Origin of the sequence: Malaciobacter canalis, from assembly GCF_008000835.1 — a bacterium.
Lineage (GTDB): Bacteria > Campylobacterota > Campylobacteria > Campylobacterales > Arcobacteraceae > Malaciobacter > Malaciobacter canalis.
In genome coordinates this window covers 1,292,936-1,313,190 of record NZ_CP042812.1, presented here as the reverse complement: position 1 = coordinate 1,313,190, position 20,255 = coordinate 1,292,936, and the positions used below count along the sequence as shown (strand labels likewise).

At 27.6% G+C, this 20,255-nt stretch carries 13 protein-coding genes; 10 read left to right on the top strand and 3 right to left on the bottom strand.

The features are described from left to right. Positions 1 to 105: 105 nt before the first annotated feature. From ACAN_RS06620 to ACAN_RS06610, 3 genes are all read left to right on the top strand, one after another. Positions 106 to 942, top strand: a complete 837-nt coding sequence (locus tag ACAN_RS06620) for a DUF5718 family protein (protein WP_099335314.1) — start codon at positions 106 to 108, stop codon at positions 940 to 942. 69 nt (positions 943 to 1,011) lie between these two features. After that, positions 1,012 to 2,409 carry a class II fumarate hydratase gene (fumC, locus tag ACAN_RS06615; RefSeq protein WP_099335313.1) on the top strand — a complete coding sequence of 466 codons (1,398 nt, stop codon included), beginning with the start codon at positions 1,012 to 1,014 and terminating at the stop codon, positions 2,407 to 2,409. Positions 2,410 to 2,528: 119 nt separating this feature from the next. Continuing rightward, positions 2,529 to 4,946 carry a methyl-accepting chemotaxis protein gene (locus tag ACAN_RS06610; RefSeq protein WP_165773087.1) on the top strand — a complete coding sequence of 806 codons (2,418 nt, stop codon included), beginning with the start codon at positions 2,529 to 2,531 and terminating at the stop codon, positions 4,944 to 4,946. A gap of 41 nt (positions 4,947 to 4,987) precedes the next feature. On the opposite strand, the gene ACAN_RS06605 is transcribed toward ACAN_RS06610, so the two are convergent. Continuing rightward, positions 4,988 to 6,991: a BCCT family transporter gene (locus ACAN_RS06605; protein ID WP_099335311.1), complete on the bottom strand. Its 2,004-nt coding sequence runs from the start codon at positions 6,989 to 6,991 to the stop codon at positions 4,988 to 4,990. Positions 6,992 to 7,103: 112 nt separating this feature from the next. Continuing rightward, on the bottom strand, positions 7,104 to 7,667 hold the full coding sequence (locus ACAN_RS06600; protein WP_099335310.1) for a flavin reductase family protein: 564 nt from the start codon (positions 7,665 to 7,667) through the stop codon (positions 7,104 to 7,106). Positions 7,668 to 7,800: 133 nt separating this feature from the next. Here ACAN_RS06600 and ACAN_RS06595 point away from each other — a divergent pair, with 133 nt between their 5' ends. The 4 genes from ACAN_RS06595 to ACAN_RS06580 all read left to right on the top strand — a co-directional run bounded on the left by ACAN_RS06595 (position 7,801) and on the right by ACAN_RS06580 (position 11,594). Continuing rightward, the gene (locus tag ACAN_RS06595) at positions 7,801 to 8,505 is read left to right on the top strand and encodes a class I SAM-dependent methyltransferase (RefSeq protein WP_099335309.1); all 705 of its coding nucleotides are present in this window, start codon (positions 7,801 to 7,803) and stop codon (positions 8,503 to 8,505) included. A gap of 59 nt (positions 8,506 to 8,564) precedes the next feature. After that, on the top strand, positions 8,565 to 10,511 hold the full coding sequence (gene ligA / locus ACAN_RS06590) for an NAD-dependent DNA ligase LigA (protein ID WP_099335315.1): 1,947 nt from the start codon (positions 8,565 to 8,567) through the stop codon (positions 10,509 to 10,511). 11 nt (positions 10,512 to 10,522) lie between these two features. Next, positions 10,523 to 11,005, top strand: coding sequence for an acyl-CoA thioesterase (locus ACAN_RS06585; RefSeq protein ID WP_099335308.1), 483 nt, complete (start codon positions 10,523 to 10,525; stop codon positions 11,003 to 11,005). Between the two features lie 115 nt (positions 11,006 to 11,120). Then, positions 11,121 to 11,594 carry an acyl-CoA thioesterase gene (locus ACAN_RS06580; protein WP_099335307.1) on the top strand — a complete coding sequence of 158 codons (474 nt, stop codon included), beginning with the start codon at positions 11,121 to 11,123 and terminating at the stop codon, positions 11,592 to 11,594. A 45-nt stretch (positions 11,595 to 11,639) separates the two neighbouring features. Here the strand turns inward: ACAN_RS06580 and ACAN_RS06575 are convergent, their stop codons facing one another. Next, complete coding sequence (locus ACAN_RS06575) at positions 11,640 to 13,226, bottom strand: ABC-F family ATP-binding cassette domain-containing protein (protein ID WP_099335306.1); 1,587 nt, start codon at positions 13,224 to 13,226, stop codon at positions 11,640 to 11,642. Between the two features lie 176 nt (positions 13,227 to 13,402). Between ACAN_RS06575 and ACAN_RS06570 the strand changes: the two genes are divergently transcribed. Genes ACAN_RS06570 through ACAN_RS06560 form a run of 3 tightly spaced genes read left to right on the top strand, consistent with a single transcriptional unit; the run spans position 13,403 to position 20,243 of the window. Continuing rightward, positions 13,403 to 17,392 carry a response regulator gene (locus ACAN_RS06570; protein ID WP_099335305.1) on the top strand — a complete coding sequence of 1,330 codons (3,990 nt, stop codon included), beginning with the start codon at positions 13,403 to 13,405 and terminating at the stop codon, positions 17,390 to 17,392. Continuing rightward, positions 17,389 to 19,050 (top strand): CheR family methyltransferase, encoded by a 1,662-nt coding sequence (locus ACAN_RS06565; protein ID WP_099335304.1) that lies wholly within the window; start codon positions 17,389 to 17,391, stop codon positions 19,048 to 19,050. Before ACAN_RS06570 ends, ACAN_RS06565 begins: the two co-directional genes overlap by 4 nt. Then, positions 19,047 to 20,243 (top strand): hybrid sensor histidine kinase/response regulator, encoded by a 1,197-nt coding sequence (locus ACAN_RS06560; protein WP_079578953.1) that lies wholly within the window; start codon positions 19,047 to 19,049, stop codon positions 20,241 to 20,243. Before ACAN_RS06565 ends, ACAN_RS06560 begins: the two co-directional genes overlap by 4 nt. The last annotated feature ends 12 nt before the right edge of the window (positions 20,244 to 20,255 follow it).

Here is a 20,255-nt window from a genome sequence, read left to right as displayed (position 1 = left end):
CTCAACTTACACACTTAATCAAATAAAAAATACACTATGTTTATGAGTTTAAAATACTATCTTGTATTTTATTTAATATTTTATAAGGAATAATAGGAACAAAAAATGATATTAGAAGAGTATAAAGACTATTTAGGTTTTGCCGTTGCAGGAAATTTTGCAAATCATTTAGGAGAAGCAGGAGAAGCTGATGAATTTTCTGTAATTAAAACAGAAAAAAAAGATGCACCAAAAGGTATTTTTCCTTTTTATATAAAAAACCATGATAGCTTTTTAGGTACATTTCCTTTATGTGATGATACTATATTAACTCATGGAAAGGAAGATAAAAATTTACAAGTTGAAGCAGAAGTTGCTTTAATATGTGATTTTGAATATAAAGATGGAAAAATTATAGATATTGTTCCAAAAAGTTTTTCTGCATTTAATGATTGCTCTATTAGAGTAAATGATGGCAAAAAGTTAAGTACAAAGAAGAATTGGGGTGAAAGAACAAAAGGAATGTCTCAAGACATTATAAAAATAGATAGTTTTAATGAAAAAGATTCAGTATTGGCAAAATATCACATAGCTTCTTTTATAAAAAGAGATGGAATTGTATATGATTATGGAACAATTTCAGCAGTAAAATCTTATAGCTACTTTTTTACACAATTAAAAGATTGGATGATTGAGAAGTTTAATACCCAAGAAGATTGCGGACCCTTAGAAGAGTTAACTCCTTTTTTAAAAAATGCAAATAAAGCAAAAGGAATTATAATTGCAGCTGGAGCTACTGCATATACAGAGTTTGGAAAACATAATTTTCTAAAAAAAGATGATGAAATTTTTGTATATGTATATAATGCTCATGTACATAGTTTCCAAGATATAATGAATGATATGAGTGGAGTTGATTTATTTTTAGGACAATGTTCAAAGCTTCATCAAATTGTAAAATAGTTTTTGATATTCATTCTCAGAATCTTATTTTTGTGGTATAATATTTGCCAAATGCAAAAGGAGTAAATGATGGATTATAGAATAGAAAAAGATACTATGGGAGAGATGAAAGTACCAAATGATAAGTATTGGGCTGCACAAACACAAAGAAGTGTTGAAAATTTTCCCATAGGAACTGAGACTATGCCAAGTGAAGTTATAAAAGGTTTTGCATACTTAAAAAAATCTTGTGCATTAGTAAATAACAAACTAGAAAGACTTGATGATAATAAAACACAGGCTATTATACAAGCTTGCGAAGAAGTAATTCAAGGAAAACTTGAAGGAAATTTCCCTTTAGTTGTTTGGCAAACAGGAAGTGGAACTCAATCAAATATGAATATAAATGAAGTAGTAGCCTCAAGAGCAACTGAGATTTTAGGTGAAGATTTTAGAGTAAACAAGCTTGTACATCCAAATGATGATGTAAATAAAGGACAAAGTTCAAATGATACTTATCCTACTGCTATGAGAATTGCTTTTGTATTAGAGTTACAAAAACAACTTTTTCCTGCAATAAAACTTTTAAAAGATACCTTTACAAAAAAAGTAAAGGAGTTCGAAGATTTAGTAAAAATAGGAAGAACACATCTTCAAGATGCAACTCCATTAACACTTGGACAAGAATTAAGTGCATATGTTGATATGTTACAAAAAGCACAAAATCAACTTGAAGATAGTATGAAATATATTGTTGAGCTTGCAATTGGAGGAACTGCTGTTGGAACTGGATTAAATTCACATCCAAATTTTTCAAATATGGTTTGTGAAATATTAAATGAAAAAACACAAACAAAATATAAATTTGTTTCTCACCCAAATAAATTCCATGCACTAACTTCTCATGATGGAGAGGTTTTTTTAAGTGGTGCATTAAATGCATTAGCATCAAATCTTATGAAAATAGCAAATGATATTAGATGGCTAGCTTCTGGTCCTAGATGTGGAATTGGAGAACTTATTATTCCAGAAAATGAACCTGGAAGTTCAATCATGCCAGGAAAAGTAAATCCAACACAAAGTGAAGCTATGACAATGGTTGCTGTTCAAGTTATGGGAAACCATACAACTGTTAGTATTAGTGCTAGTCAAGGTAATTTTGAACTAAATGTATTTAAACCTGTTATTGCTTATAATATACTACAATCAATTAGGCTTCTAAGCGATACAATAGTGTCATTTAATAATAAGTGTGCTATTGGTATTAAAGCAAACAAAGAGAATATAAATAGATATTTAAATGATTCACTTATGTTAGTTACAGCATTAAATCCTTATATTGGTTATGAAAATGCTGCACTTATAGCAAAAACTGCACATAAAAATGGTACTACACTTAAAGAAGAAGCATTAAATTTAAAACTTTTAACAAAAGAAGAGTTTGAAAAATATGTAAATCCTAAAGAAATGACATATCCAAAAATATAGAAAAAATGGGAAATTCAGAAGTATTTTTTATACTTCTGAATAATTTATAACACTTTTGTCTTCATTATGTAACTTTTATGTGTTATAATAATTTAGCTATAACATTATGGAGAATTATTATGAAAAAGAGTTCATTTGGTAATAAGCTATTATTACAAGTTTTAAGCGTTACTATCCTTGCTTTTGGATTAACAATGTTTTTTGTATCTAAGTACTCATATGAAACAGCACAAAATGATGCAGAACTTTATATAAAAGAAGTTGCTAACAAACATGCCTTAGAAGTACAACAAGATATAAATACTTCTTTAACAGTTACAAGAATGTTATCTTCTAAATTTGAAGAAGCATTAGAAAATGATGCAAGACTTAATAAAACAGAGACTATTGAGTTTTTCAAATCTGTATTAGATTATAATCCTCAAATTGTAGGAATTTGGGTTAAGATAAAAAATAGAGGCCAATTTTTTGATACTGTTCCTGAAAATAGCAATATTGAGGGATATGATAAAACTGGACAATTCAACCCTTATGTAGTAAAAAGTAATGGTACCCATAAAGTTCAAGTAGGTTCTATATATAGTGAAGAAACAGAATGGATTATTGGACCTAAAAGAACAGGAAAAGACTATGTTACAAAACCTTATTTATATCCTGTAGATGGAGTAGAAGTACTTATGACTACTATTGGTGTACCAATGTATTATAAAGGTGAATTTATTGGTTCAATTGGAATAGATATCACACTTAATACATTTTCAGAAATGACAAAAAAAATAAGAATTTATGAAAAAGGTTATACTTTTATTTTAGATCACAATGGAATAATGGTAGGTCACAAAGATGAGAAATATTTAAATAAACAAATTTTTGATATTGTTGATGATAAAAAAGAGTATACAAAAGCTATTGAGTTAGCAAAAGAGGGAAAAGATTATCACTTTACAAAAACTTCTACTGTAACAAATGAAGACTCATACTATTATTCGAAAAGTTTTAAAATAGGAGATACAGGACAACATTGGTTATTCTTTGTTTCAGCACCTGTAAAAGAGTATCTAAAACATGCTATATTTATTAGAAACTTCTCTATTATAGCTGGTATTTTAGGTCTTTTAGTGATTAGTTTGGTGATTATTTTTTCAATTAGAAAATTGAATAAAAATTTATCATCTATATCAACAGGACTTGATGATTTTTTTGAATATTTAAACAAAAAAATTTCAAATCCAAAAGAGATAACAATAAATGGCAATGATGAGTTTGGTATTATGGCACAAAGTATAAACTCAAATGTAAAAGCAATTCAAAAAAGTATTGAAGACGATAATAATCTAATTGATGAAGTAAAAACTATTGTAAATACAGTAGGTCAAGGTTATTTGGACAAAAGAATTAAAAGAGATACTTCAACAGACTCTTTACTTGAGTTAAAAAAACTTTTAAATGATATGCTTAATAACCTTGAAGCTTTAGTTGGAAAAGATTTAAATAAAATTAGTGAAACCTTAGAAAAATATACAAATAGAGAGTTTACAGCAAAACTTGATAGTAATTCATGCGGTAAAATTGGAAATGAAATAATTCAAATGAACAAAATGGTTACTAATATGCTTCAAGATAATCAAAAAGATGGACAAGCGTTACAACATAGTGCAAAAGAGTTATCTTCTAGTGTAAGCACTTTAAGTAACAATGCTACAAGTCAAGCTTCATCTTTAGAGCAAACAGCTGCATCAATTGATGAGATTACAAGTAATATTGAACAAACAAGTCAAAAAGCACAAGAGATGCTGAATATCTCTAATGAAACTAGAACTTCTGCATCTGAGGGTAAAGGATTTGCAAATGAAACAGTAAAATCAATGGATGAAATAAATAATACTGTTACTAATATAAATGAAGCAATAAGTGTTATTGATCAAATAGCATTCCAAACAAATATCTTAAGTTTAAATGCAGCAGTAGAAGCTGCAACTGCTGGTGAAGCTGGAAAAGGTTTTGCAGTTGTTGCACAAGAAGTGAGAAACTTAGCAAGTAGAAGTGCTGAAGCTGCAAAAGAGATAAAAGAGTTAGTTGAAGATGCAACTTTAAAAGCTAATAGTGGTAAAAACATAAGTAGTAAAATGATAGAAGGTTTTACTCAATTAGAAGAAAAAATCTTAAATACAAGTAAACTTATTGATGATGTTACAAACGCAGCAAAAGAACAAAGTATTGGTATGACACAAATTGCAGATGCAGTAGGACAACTAGACCAATTTACTCAAGAAAATGCAGCAATTGCCGATAAAACAAATGATATCGCAAAAAGAACAAATAAAATTGCAGAAGAAGTAGTTGAGAATGTTAATAAAAATAGTTTTGATGGAAAAGGAGAAGTTAAAATAGTAAAAGATGAGCCATCAACTAAAAGTTCTTATAAACCACAAAAAGAGGAGCTTAAAACTTCTACAACAGTAAAAAAACATCCACCAAGAAGTAGTGAACCTATAAAAGCACAAGCTTCAAAAGATGACGAATGGGAAAGTTTTTAAAAAGTATATATATTTAAAAGCAAGAGAAAACTCTTGCTTTTTTAATCTATTGGAATAACAGGATTTAATCCTGAAGTAATATGTAAGAAATGTCTGTGTTTTTCAAACTGATCAATAATATCACTAGCAACAACATCAGATTCATAACCATATATATCATATGATTTGTTACCATCTTGTAAATGTACTTCTGCTCTTGCATATTTTTTCTGTTCATGATTTGGATTTATTGCATCAGGGAATGCATATGTTGGCATATCATATCTTCTAAATCTAACTTCGTAAACAAAATCAAGATCACCGTTATGTTCTACTGTTAAAATTGATATACCTTTTTCTTTATCATTTGCAACTTCTACATTCCATCCATGTCTTTCAAGCTCTTTTTCAACAATATGCATTGAATCAACAACATCTTCATTAATGTATCTTTTCGTTTCACTTGAATCTGGAAACTCAATAAGTCTACTTAATCTATTTTGCCAAGTACCACTTATTTCTCCATGTCGTCCTGCATTCATATGATGTTGAAGTGAATCATATCTAATAACTTCTAAATGTAAAGCTTTGTAAAGTCCCCAACAAGCAATTATCATAATTACAGCAAAGGGTAAAGCAATAGTAATTGAAGCAGCTTGTAAGGCTTCTAAACCTCCTGCAATTAATAGTGCTGCTGCAACAACACCCTCAAGAACTGCCCAAAATATTCTTTGCCAAACTGGATTATTTTCTCTTCCTCCACTTGAAATAGTATCAACTACTAATGAACCTGAATCAGAAGATGTTACAAAAAATGTAATAACTAAAATAATTGCAATAATAGAGATTATACTTGAAAAAGGAAAATGCTCTAAAAATTTAAATAAAGCTGTTGAAACATCAGCTGATACTGCTGAACTTAGTGCTGTAAAGCCTTCATTCATAATAGTATAAAGTGCAGTATTTCCAAAAACAGTCATCCATATAAATGTAAATCCAACAGGAACAAATAAAACACCAAGAACAAACTCTCTTATTGTTCTACCTCTTGATACTCTTGCAATAAACATCCCAACAAAAGGTGCCCATGCAATCCACCAAGCCCAATAGAAGAATGTCCACCATCCCATCCATTTAGTATCTTCATAAATATATTGATTAAATGTCATTTGTACAACATGTGTTAAGTAATTACCAATATTTTCAACTAGTGCACCAAGTAGAAAAAATGTAGGTCCTACTAAAAAAATAAAAGCAACAAGTGCAATTGCCAAATAAAGATTAAGTTCAGATAATCTTTTGATTCCCCCATCAAGTCCTAAAACAACAGAAACAGTTGCCATTGCTGTAATAATAGCAATTAGTGTAATTTGTGTTGTAAGACCAACAGGTATATCAAAAATATAGTTTAAACCTGCATTAACTTGTAAAACTCCAAGACCTAAAGAAGTAGCTACACCAAAAATAGTTCCAAGTATTGCTATTGTATCAACAGTATGACCTATTTTCCCATAGATTTTATCTCCAATCATAGGATAAAGTGCAGATCTTATAGAAAGTGGTAAGCCATGTCTAAAAGAGAAGTAAGCTAGTACTAATCCAACTACTGCATAAATTGCCCAAGCATGTAATCCCCAGTGAAAGAAAGTAATTCTCATTGCTTGTTTAGCAGCTTCAATTGTCTCTTTGTCACCAGTTGGAGGTGCACCATAATGCATAACAGGTTCAGCAACACCCCAAAACATCAAACCAATACCCATACCAGCACTAAAAAGCATAGCAAACCATGAAGCATAAGTATATGCAGGTTTAGATTGGTCAGGTCCAAGTTTAAATCTACCAAAAGGAGAAATTGCTAAAAAAACTGCAAAAAGACTAAATATAGCTACACTTAGCATATAAAGCCATCCGAATTTATCTGCAATAAATCCTTTGACACCATTAAAAACTTCACCTGCAACTTGTGGCACCATCACTGCAAATATTACAAGAGCTGCAATTATTATTACTGATGGATAAAATACAGGTTTTAAAATTGTTGAGTTGTTTTTTTTCTCACTACTCATTTAATTTTATCCTTTTTATTAAATTAGTCTTCTATTATACACAAAAAGAATAAAAAGTGGCAAAGAATTTATATAATAAAAAAATATTCTGTATAAAAAAATTTTATTTTATTTATAAATCAACCATTGCTTTAAAATAAGCTCCACATCTTCCTACATTATCAACATTTACATGAAATCTCTCATCTATTCTTTCATCTTCAATAAACTGTTTTTTAATTTCTAAAATCAAGGGAGTAGTTTTTCCTGGAATATCAACAGTACCATATAATTGGCAAAAAAGTGCAGTTTGTGAAGAGCTAATCATAGCTGGATAATCTTCTAAAACTTTTTGAACATCTATTTCAAACTCTTCTATTTCACTTTGATTTTTTTCTAAGGCAAGAGCTGATTTTTTCACTTCTTCAATGTTATTTTTATTTACAAAACATATTGTTGCTTTTTTATATTTTAATATATTTGCTAAAGTATCTTTGGGAACACCTGGTTCTTTTTGCCCTATTGAAACAATTAGTGTTGCTGGGTTACTAGAGATTGGTATAAAGTATGAAAAAGGTGCTGCATTTATCACCCCACCATCTTCTGTAACAATCCAAGCAATTGGTCTTGGAACAACAGTATCTGACATTATTTTGTATCTATTTAAATCTTCAACATCTTTATAATCAATAATCATTATATTCTCCCATTATTAAATATACATAATATTAATATAATCAACTAACAAAAAGCTTAAAATATACTAAATTAATTTTTTTATTATTAAATTATATTTTTAAAGTATAATAATTTTTTTACAAAGGAAATAAATGCAGTTATTAAAAAACAATATCGAACAAATAATAAATGAAGCTTATTTAATCGAGACGCTAAATCTTGATAATAAAACGATTTTAGAGCTTGGTTGTGGTAGTGCAAATATGACTAAACAGTTGGCACAAACAGGAGTAAATAGAAAAATTATTGCATGTGAAGTAGATGAAATCCAGCATAAAAAAAACCTATTGTTTGATATTGAAAACATTGAGTTTAAACTCTGTGGTGCACAAAATATTGATTTAAAAGACGAAAGTGTAGATATGGTTTTTATGTTTAAATCTTTTCATCATATTCCTGAAAATTTTATGAATAAAGCATTAGATGAGATAAAAAGAGTACTAAAACCAAATGGTTTAGCTTATATTAGTGAACCTTTACATCAAGGTGAACAAAATGAATTAGTAGCAATGTTTCATAATGAAGAAGATGTAAGAAAAAAAGCCTTTGAAGCAATAAAAAATAGTGTAGATAAAGAACAATTTAAACTTTTTAAAGAGATATTTTTTAAAACAGAAATAACATACTTAAACTTTGAGGATTTTGAAAAAAAACAGATGAATCTGTCATATAATGATATACAAATAACAGATGAACTAAAATACAAAATCAAAGATAAGTTTGATAAATATAATGATGGAAAAGAGACAACTTTTTATAAACCTTTTAGAGTTGATATACTTCAAAAGATTGTTTAGAAAACTTAGGTATAATCTTTAAAATTTTAAATATGAAAGAATATTATATGATGGAAATTATAACAAAAGAAGATTACAATAAAAATATACAAACACTTATAAAATGGGCAAATGCTTATTATGTTGAAGATAATCCTATTGCAACAGATGAAGAGTATGACAAACTTGCAAGGGCTTGTTTAGCATTTGAACAAACTTATCCTCAAGACTCACACCCAAACTCTCCAAATAAAAGAGTAGGAGGAAAAATATTAGATGGATTTACAAAAGCAAATCATTTAAGTAGAATGTGGTCTCAAGAAGATGTTTTTAACACAAAAGAGCTTGAAGATTGGATAAATAGAGCTAAAAAAGTAAATGAAAAGCTAGAGTTTTATTGTGAACCAAAATTTGATGGAGCTAGTTTAAATCTTATTTATGAAAATGGTATTTTAAAACAAGCAATTACAAGAGGAGATGGATCTACAGGAGAAGATGTTACAAATAATGTTAAAACAATCTACTCTATTCCTTTGGAAATAAAAGAGAAATCACTACTTGAAATAAGAGGTGAGATTGTAATTAAAAAGAGTGATTTTGAAAAAATCAATGAACAAAGACTTAAAGATGAAGAAGCACCTTTTGCAAATCCTAGAAATGCAGCAGCTGGAAGTTTAAGACAACTTAATCCAAATATAACAGCAAAAAGAAAACTATTTTTCAATGTTTGGGGTGTTGGTCAAAATAGCTTAAATCAAAAAAAACATAGTCAAATGATGGATTATATCTATTCACTTGGCTTTTCAAAACCTCCTTTACAAAAAGTTTGCAAAGATATAAAAGAGATAGAAGAGCTTTACCATAAAATCATAAAATCAAGAAATGACATACAAATGATGCTAGATGGAATGGTTATAAAAATTGATGACCTAGAAACACAAGAAGAGCTTGGTCACACAGTAAAATTTCCACGTTATTCATGTGCATATAAGTTTCCCGCAGTTGAAAAAACAACAAAAATAAAAGATATTTTATTACAAGTTGGAAGAACAGGTGTTGTTACTCCTGTTGCAGCAGTTGAACCAACACTAATTGATGGCTCAACTGTTGAAAGAGCGAGTTTACATAATTTTGATGAAATAGCAAGATTGGATTTGCGAATAAATGATGAAGTAATTATTATAAAAAGTGGAGATATTATCCCTAAAATTACAAAAGTTTTTCATGATAGAAGAGATGGAACACAAAAAGAAGTAACAAGACCTACAAACTGTCCTAAATGCAATAGTGAACTTTTAGATGAGGGAACATTAATAAAGTGCCAAAATCTTGATTGTCCTAGTATTGTAACAAACTCTATAATCTACTTTGCTTCAAAAAACTGCATGAATATTGATGGTTTAGGAATAAAAATAGTAGAACTTCTAGTAGAAAAGAAAAAGATTTATGATATATTAGATTTATACTCTTTAAAATATGAAGATTTACAAGAGCTTGAGGGATTTAAAGAGAAAAAAATAAATAATCTTTTAAATGCTATTTCAAAAACAAAAGGAAGTGAACTTTATAGAGTTATCAATGCTTTAGGAATTGAACATATTGGAGAAGTAGCTTCAAAACAGATATGCTTAGAGTTTGGATTAGATGCTATTAACATTGATTATGATTCACTTGTTGCTCTTGATGGTATTGGAGAGCAAATGGCAAACTCTTTTGTTGAGTTTATGCGAGTAAATAGTGAACTTGTTACAAAATTAATTGAAATAATTGAACCAAAAGTTGAAGAAAAAATAGAAGTAAATGACAATCCATTTAAAGGGAAAACAGTTGTTCTTACAGGAACAATGAGTGTAAGTAGAGGTGTAGTAAAGAAAAACCTTGAAAGCTTAGGTGCAAAAGTAAGTTCTAGTGTTTCAAAAAAGACTGATTATGTTATATATGGAGAAGATGCTGGAAGTAAATATGATAAGGCAATAAGCTTAGGAGTTAAAACTTTAACACAAGAAGAAATGAATAGTATGCTATAAGGGGATAAATAATGGAAGAAAAGATAAAAAGAAAACTACCAACAAAAATAAAACTTAATATGCTAATGACTCCAACCATGGCAAACTTTTCAGGAGTAAATGTCCATGGTGGAGAGATTTTAAGACTGCTTGATCAAGTAGCATATGCTTGTGCAACACAGTATTGTCAAACTTATGTTGTAACTTTATCTTCTGATATGGTTTTATTTAAAAATCCTATAAAGGTTGGTTCTTTAGTAACCTTTAAAGCAAAGATAAACTACACAGGAACCACTTCAATGGAAGTAGGAATAAAAGTTGTTTCTCAAGATGTAAAAACAAAAGAAAAAATACATACAAATACTTGCTTTTTTACTATGATTTCTGTTGATGAGAATATGAATCCAAAGCCTGTTCCTAAATATGAGCCAATTACAAAAAAAGAGAAAAGAAGATATAAAAAGGCTATTAAAAGAAGAAACTTTAGAGAAAAAATGAAAAAGAAAATAAAGTAATATTTTAAAATGTTACTTTTTATCTCTTTTATATAATTTTTTCTTCACAAAGTTACAAAGTTACTCTTATGCTATTTATCTACTTTATAATCATAAAAAAATAAAGGTAAAATTTATGATTCAAAATGTAAAGCGCGAAAAATCACTTACAATGACTATGTTAATGACCCCAGATAAAGCAAACTTTACAGGTAAAAATGTACATGGTGGAGAGATTTTAAAAATGCTTGACCATGTTGCATATGCCTGTGCAGCAAGATATACAGGACACTTTGCAGTTACATTATCTGTTGATATGGTATTATTTAAAAACCCAATAAAAGTAGGTTCTTTAGTTACATTTCATGCAAGTGTAAATTATACAGGAAGAACTTCAATGGAAATAGGAATAAAAGTAATATCAGAGGATACAAGAGATAATTCAATAAAAAATACAAATGTATGTTATTTTACAATGGTTGCTGTTGATGAAGATGGAAATGCGATGACAGTACCTCAATTAGAGCTTGTAACTGAAGATGACAAAAGAAGATATAGCGATGCAATTAAAAGAAAAGAGCTTAGAATGATGTCTACAAAAAATAAGTAATACTTTAAACAAAGAAGAGATTCTTCTTTGTTTTATAAATATACTCTATTTAGCTTCAAGATACTCTTCATAAGTACCTTTAAAATCAAAAATTGTTCCATCATTTTGAATTGCTAAAATTCTGTTTGCGTATGCATCAAGTAGTTCCCTATCATGTGATACACAAATTACTGAACCCTCATATGTATGAAGTGCTTCACCAAGTGCTATAATAGCTTCAAGGTCTAAGTGGTTTGTAGGCTCATCTAAAACCATAAAATTTGGCTGTTCTAACATGATTTTTGAAAGCCACATTCTATGTTTTTCTCCACCTGAACAAGACTCAACTTTCTTTTCTTGTTCTTCACCATTAAATAGCATTCTTCCTAAACAGTTTCTAATTTCATTAATATCTGCATCTCTATCAAAGTTTCTCAACCAATCATAAAGTGTCATATCTCCTTTAATTACATCAGTTGCATTTTGAGGAAAGTATCCATTTTGAATTGTTGCACCCCAATGAACTTCTCCACTATCTGGTTTGATTTCACCTACTAAAATTTCACAAAGTGTTGATTTTCCAATACCATTTGGTCCAATAAGTGCAATTTTATCATCTTTTTCTACAGTAAATGAGATATCATTTAATACTAATTTACCATCATAAGATTTTGAAATATTTTTAACCATTAGAAGCTCTTTTCCAACTTCTCTTTTTTGTTTAAATACAATTGATGGGTCTCTTCTACTTGAAAGTTGAATTGAACCAACATCAAGTTTCTCAAGCTGTTTTTGTCTTGAAGTTGCTTGTTTTGCTTTAGAAGCGTTTGCACTAAATCTCGCAATAAACTTTTCAAGTTCTTCTTTTTCTTTTAACTTTTTATCTCTGTTTGCTTCATGTTGTTTAGAAAGCAGTGTTGAAGCTATATACCAATCATCATAATTACCTGAGAACTCTCTAATTTGCTTATAATCAACATCTAAAATATGAGTACACACTGCATTTAAGAAGTGTCTATCGTGAGAGATTACAACCATTGTTCCATCGTGATGTTGTAATTGATTTTCTAACCAACCAATTGTTTCAATATCAAGGTTATTTGTTGGCTCATCTAAAAATAAAACATCTGGTTTTGGATATAAAACTTGCGCTAATAAAACTTTGAATTTATCTCCACCTGTTAATGTACTCATCAAATCACTTTGTTGAGATGATGGAAAACCTAAATCTTCTAAAATTTTTGTAATTTTTACATCATATTCATATGTAGGATCTTCTTCACAACAAATTATTTCTAATTCACCTAATCTGTTATTTACCTCATCAGTGAACTCTTCTGACATATAAAGTTTTTCTTTCTCTTTGATTGCATTATATAATCTTTTATTTCCTAAAAGTACCGTGTCAAAGATTGAATACTCTTCATATGCAAACTGATTTTGAGAAAGTGTTCCTACTTTTTTACCATTTTGTATTTGTATGTCACCCTCAGTTGCGTCTTCTTCACCTGAAAGAATTTTCAAAAAAGTAGTCTTACCAGCACCATTTGCACCAATAAGTCCATATCTTTTTCCTGTATCTAATTTTAAATTTATATCTTGAAATAAAACTTTTGAACCAAAAGCTTTTTTCAAATTAACTACTTGTACCATATAAAACTAACTCCAATATTCATAATCTGTCGCGATTATAACTAAATGTTTCTAATTTAAAAGTTAGATAAGTACTTGTTTAATAATTTTTCTAAAACAGAATAAAATAAAGCCACTTTTTAAAAAAAATAATACTTTATGTGCTAAAATGTTGTATTACTTAACAAAGAGGCATAATGAAAAACTTATCTATTAAATTAAAACTATTAATAATTTCTATCTTATCATTGATTTTTTTATCTTTTATTTTAGGGTTTATTTCAATAAAGCAGACAAAAGAGACCTTAATAGAACAAAAATATGAAACATTAACATCTACAAGAGACTCAAAAGTAAAACAATTAGAAGAACTATTTAAACTATATAGTAAACAAGTAAATCTTTTATCTCATACTTCTTATGTAAAAGATTTAACAATTGAGTTTGAAAAGCTTCATAAGAAGATTGGTTTTGATCCTTATAATAGTTTCCCAATTGATGATGATAAAATAAAACAAGCATCAGTAAAATGGGATAAATTTTACAAAGATTATACAAACACATACCCTTTTAATGATGTATTATTAGTTTCAAAAGAGTATGGGCATGTATTTTATACTTACAAAAAGAAATCAGATTTTGGACAAAATTTATCAACTGGAAGTTTAAGTAACTCAAATCTTGCAAAAATTTGGCAAAAAGTAAAAAGAACCAAAAAAACTTCGTATATTGATATGCAAGCATATGAACCTGACAATTTTAAACCTGCTATGTTCTTAGCTAGTCCTATTTACATAGATGGTGATTTTAAATCAATTTTAGTTTTAAAACTTGATACAAATAGTATTCAAAATATTATGAGTTTTAGAAGTGGTTATGCAAAAACCCATGAAGATTATTTAGTGGGTAAAGACTATTTAATGAGAAGTGATAGTCATATTGCTCCTAATACACACTCCCTAGTTGCCTCTTTTAAAAATCCAAAAGTTGGTTTTAATGATACAGTTGCAGTAAAAGAAGCCTTTAAAGGATTTTCTAATACAAAAATAATAGAAGATTATAGAAATGTAGAAGTATTATCATCATATACACTATTTAATATTGATGAAACTCTTTCTTGGGCTATTGTAGCAGAAGAAGAACTAAAAGAAGTATTAAAAGTACCAAATCAACTTACTAATACACTAATAATAATTAGTTTAATAACTTTCTTAGTTGTTAGTTTAATTTTGTATTTTATAATAAGAAAATATATAATTAATCCATTGGATAATTTTCAAAATGGCTTATTGACTTTTTTTAAATACCTAAATAGAGAATCAAACCAAGTTGAGTTTTTACAAGATAATACAAAAGATGAAATTGGACTTATGAGTAAAGCAGTAAATGCTGGTATAAAAAGAACAAGAGATAGTATCACAAAAGCAGATAATGAAAATTGGATTAAAGATGGAGTTAATCAGCTAAATCAAATACTAATTAATATTAAAGAGTTAAAAGATGTAACTGATGAATCTATTAATTTTATAAGCAACTATATAAATGCAGGAGTAGCTGTACTTTATATTTATGATGAAAAGAGCAAAAGGCTTATACAGTATTCAAGTTTTGCCCATGTAAAAAGAGATGAGCTTTCAAATGAGTTTGCTTTAAGTGAGGGAATAATTGGTCAAGTAGCTTTTCAAAAAAAACCAATATTACTAAAAAATATAAAAAAAGATGAAGCATTAATTACAACAGGAACAGTTACACAAAACTCTTATAATACTTATACTTTTCCTTTAATTCATAGTAATGAAGTATATGGAGTAATAGAGATTGGATCTTTTGAAAAGTTTGAACAAAAAACCTTAGATTTTTTTGAAAGCATCAATAGAACAGTTTGTATTGCAATTTCTAGTGCAATAAAAAATAAAAAAGTAAAAGAGCTTTTAGAACAAACAAAACTTGCAAACAAAGAGTTAGAAATAAACCAACAAAAACTTGAAGAAGCAAATGCTAATATGGAAGAGCAACAACAGCAACTTGAAGAAGCAAATGCTAATATGGAAGAGCAACAACAACAACTTGAAGAAGCAAATGCTAATATGGAAGAGCAACAACAGCAATTAAAAATTTCAGAACAAAATCTAAAAGAACAAAATAGACTTTTAGAAGAGACAAAAAAAGATATTGAAACTAAAGCAGAACAATTAGAGCAATCAGGAAAATATAAATCTGAATTTTTAGCAAATATGTCCCATGAGCTTAGAACTCCACTTAATTCTATTATTCTTCTATCCTCACTACTTCAAAAAAATAGTAAACAAACTTTATCAAATGATGATATAAAAAAAGCAAATACTATTTTTGATTCTGGAAATGAGCTTTTAAGACTTATAAATGATATATTAGATCTTTCAAAAGTTGAATCTGGGAAAATGGAAGTAATTGTAGATGAGTTTAATAGTATTGATTTATTGGAACAAATGAATGAAACTTTTGGCTACACTGCAACAGAAAAAGGACTTGAATTTAAAATTGTAGATGAATATAATAAAGTAATTTGTAATGATAAAGATAGAATTTCTCAAATTATTAGAAATCTAGTTTCAAATGCTTTTAAATTTACAAAAGAAGGTTCTATTACTTTAAGTATAACTGCATCAAAAGATTTAACTAAAGATTTTTGTATTAGTGTAATTGATACAGGAATTGGTATTGCAAAAGAGAAACAAAATCTAATTTTTAAAGCATTTACGCAAGCTGATGGTGGTACAAGTAGGCAGTATGGAGGAACAGGTCTTGGATTATCTATTTCTAAAGAGTTAGCTAAACTTCTTGGAGGTTATATTTCATTGCAATCAAATGAAAATAAAGGAAGTAGTTTTAGTGTTGATTTACCAAATCTTTCAAACAATAAGCCTTTAACTAATAATCCTTCTAAAGAAAATAAACAAACGCTAATACCTAAACCAGCTTTTATAGAAGAAAAAAAAGATAAAAAGATAAAAGAAGTTAAAGATGATAGAGATATTTTAGATTTAAATAAAGAAGCTTTTTTAATAATAGATGATGATGAAGTATTTTCACAAGTAGTGTATGAAGAGATAAAAAGGGGTGGTAACTTTGGACTTGTAGCCTTAAATGCAACAGAGGGCTTAGAGTTAATTGAAAAATATAATATAAAAGGTATTTTATTAGATTTAACACTTCCTGATATGGATGGTGTAGAAGTACTTAAAAAATTAAAAGCAAATCATGAAACAAAAAATATACCAGTACATATAATCTCTTCAAAAGACAAAAATAGTGAGACTTTGAAACTTGGAGCAATTGGATACTTACAAAAACCAGTAGTTGATACAGATATAAATGGAATTATTAATTCATTTGAAAATATAAACAAAAAAGAGATTAAAGATTTGCTAATTGTTGAAGATGATGACATTCATAAAGAAGCATTAATTGAACTTATTGGAACAGATGATATAAATATAAAAGGTGTTAAAACAGCACAAGAAGCAATCAATGAAGTAAAAACAGAACATTATGATACGGTTGTAGTTGATTTAGCTCTTATGGATGGAAGCGGATATGAAGTTTGTGAATATATAAAAAATAGACATCCAAAACTACCTATTATTATCTATACAGGAAAAGAGTTAGATAAAGAAGAAAAACTAAAACTTCAAGAGTATAGCAATAGTATTATTATTAAAACTGCTAATTCAAATGAAAGAATCTTAAATGAGATAAATCTATTTTTGCATAGAGAAGAAGAGAAAGAAGAGAAAAAAGAGATATTTAAAGATGTAGATTTAAGTAAAAAGAATATACTTATTGTTGATGATGATATTAAAAATATTTTTGTATTAGATGCTGCATTAAAAGAGTTTAATGCAAATACTTTTACAGCTTTTAATGGACAAGAAGCTTTAGACTTTTTAAAAGATGAAAAAAATAAAATAGATTTAATTTTAATGGATATAATGATGCCTATTATGAATGGATATGAAGCAATGGAAAAAATTAGAGAAGATAAAAAAATCAAACATATTCCAATTATTGCAGTTACAGCAAAAGCTATGAAAGATGATAGAGAAAAATGTATTAGTTTAGGAGCAGATGATTATTTATCAAAACCTATTGAGATTAATGTATTAGCAAGTTTAATTGAAATTTGGAGCAATAAAAAACACAAATGATTAACATAGTTTCACAAGAAGTAAATAATACTTTAAAAATAATTGTTCAAAACATTGAAAAAGAAGAAGACATAAAAAAACTTTTATCATTGCTAGATTATGAGAAAAAAAGCATTGAAATTAATTTTTTAAATATTCAAACTATTGAAAGTGAAATTATATTAGCATTAAATAAAATAAAATCACATTTATGCATATATTCAAATGAAACAACTTTAAAAAACTATTTAAACCAATTAGGTTTTGAAGTAAAATTTATAAGAAACCAAAATAGAATAAAAAGAAAAAAATTAAACTTAGAATATTTAGCTATTGGAGGAAGTGCAGGAAGCTTAAAAAAATTTATAGATATAGTAGAAAACCTTCCCTACTCTCAAATGTCTATTTTTATTATTATGCATCACAGATCAGATGAAAAAAGTAGCCTTAGCCAAATTTTACAAACAAAAACAGCTTATTATAAAGTAGTAGAGGCAAAATCTGATATGAAAATTGAAAACTCTACTATTTACACAGCACCACCTGGTAAACATATGATAATTATTGGTGGATTTATATTTTTAACAAATGAGGAAAAAAGAAACTTTTCAAAGCCATCAATTAGTATAACCTTTGAAACTCTTTCAAATGAGTATAAAAATAATCTTTTAGCAATACTTGTTTGTGGATATGGTTCAGATGGAAGTGATAGTCTTAAGTTATTACAAGAAAATGAAAGTACAGTTATTATAGAAGATCCAAAAGAGTGTGAGGCAAAACCAATGCTTGAAAATGCTATAAAAACTAACTATTACGATGAAATCTTATCACTTGAATCAATAAATAAATATATAAACACTTGCTTAAATAATGATCCATTTAATAACACTCAACTAGAAGAGTTTTTAAATAAAATCTATGAAGAGTATGGATATGATTATAGAGGTTATAATCTTGAACATATAAAAAGAAGAGTTAAACTATTTTATAGTAATTTAAAACCAAATAATTTTTTAGAGTTTCAAAATGAAGTATTAAGTAATAAAAATATTTTTAAAGATTTATTTTTTAATATTTCTGTTAATATCACTACATTTTATAGAAATCCTGAGGTTTTTAAGAAATTGAAAGATACTCTTTTACCAAAGCTTGATAGTTTTTTAGATATTAAAATTTGGTGTGCTGGATGTAGTAGTGGAGAAGAACCCTACTCTATTGCAATATTTTTAAAAGAGATAGGTTTATTAAATAGAAGTTTAATATATGCTACAGATTTAAATGAGATGATTTTAAAAAATGCAAAAAATGGTTTATATTCAAAACAAAACTATAAACAGTTTTTAAAAAACTATTATCAAGCAGGAGGAAGTGAAAGTTTTAGTAAATACTTTTATGACCATGGTGATTTTGTTGAAATAAATGAAGAGATAAAACAAAGAATCTTATTTTTTAGACATAATTTAGTTGAAGATAGAAAAATCAATGACTTTCAACTTATATTTTGTAGAAATGTACTTATTTATTTTGATAAAGAATTAAAAGAGAATATATTTAAACTTTTTAAGCAATCTTTAGACTCTTATGGTTTTTTGGTTTTAGGAGAGAGTGAATCTTTAGATAATCACGAAAAGTTTTTAACAATAGATAAAAAAAATAGAATTTATAAGAGGAAAATATGAAAGATATAAAAATTTTAGCAGTTGATGATATAGAAGCAAATAGAGTATCTTTACAATATCTAATTCAAGAGTATTTAGAAAATGTAGAACTAGTTTTAGCATCAAGTGGAGAAGAGGCTTTAAAAATCACTTATAAAGAAGAGATTGATATTATTATATTAGATGTACAAATGCCTGGACTTGATGGTTTTGATACGGCAAAATATCTAAAAAGTAATCCAAGAACGCAAAATATCCCTATCATATTTTTAACTGCTGCTTTTAAAAAAGAAGAGTTTCAACAAAAAGGTTTTCAAATTGGTGCAATTGATTATCTTACTAAACCCATTGAAAATCATCAATTTATTAATAAATTAAATCTTTATATTGAAGTTATTATAAAAAATAAACAACTTGAAGCTGTAAATGATAATCTTTATAAGGCATTACAAAAAGAGATTGAGTTAAAAGAGCAAGTACAAAAACAACAACTAGAATTAATAGAACAAAGTAAAATGGCTGCATTAGGGGAGATGATTGGAAATATTGCACATCAATGGAGACAACCATTATCTTTAATTACTACTTGTGCATCTGGTGTAAAACTTAATCTTCAACTTGGTATTGATGATAAAAATGAAATCTTATCATCAATGCAAAAAATAATGAATACTTCTCAAGATTTATCTGAAACCATTGATAATTTTAGGGATTTATCATGTAAAGAAAAACTTTCAAAATTTAACCTTACAGAAATCATCAATAAATCTATTAAAGCTAAAGAGCATCTAATTAGTGAGAATAATATAAATATAATAACAAATCTAGATGATACAATTGAACTTACAAATTTACCAAATAGTTTAGTTCAAGCTTTAGTTAACTTAATACATAATTCAAAAGATGCTTTAGAAAAAAGTGATTTAGAAAAATATATTTTTATTGATTCTTATACAAATAAAGATAATCTTATTGAGATTATTGTTACAGATAATGCAGGTGGAATAAAAACAGAACATATCAATAAAGTTTTTGAGCCATACTTTACTACAAAACATCAAGCCCATGGAATTGGACTTGGATTAAATATTACATATAAAGTAATAAATGATTCAATGTACGGAAAAATAAAAATAAACAATACTAAATTCACCTATCAAGACAATGAATATGAAGGTGCTCAAGTAAAAATCACCTTACCTTTTAAAATATAATAATTTTTCTAA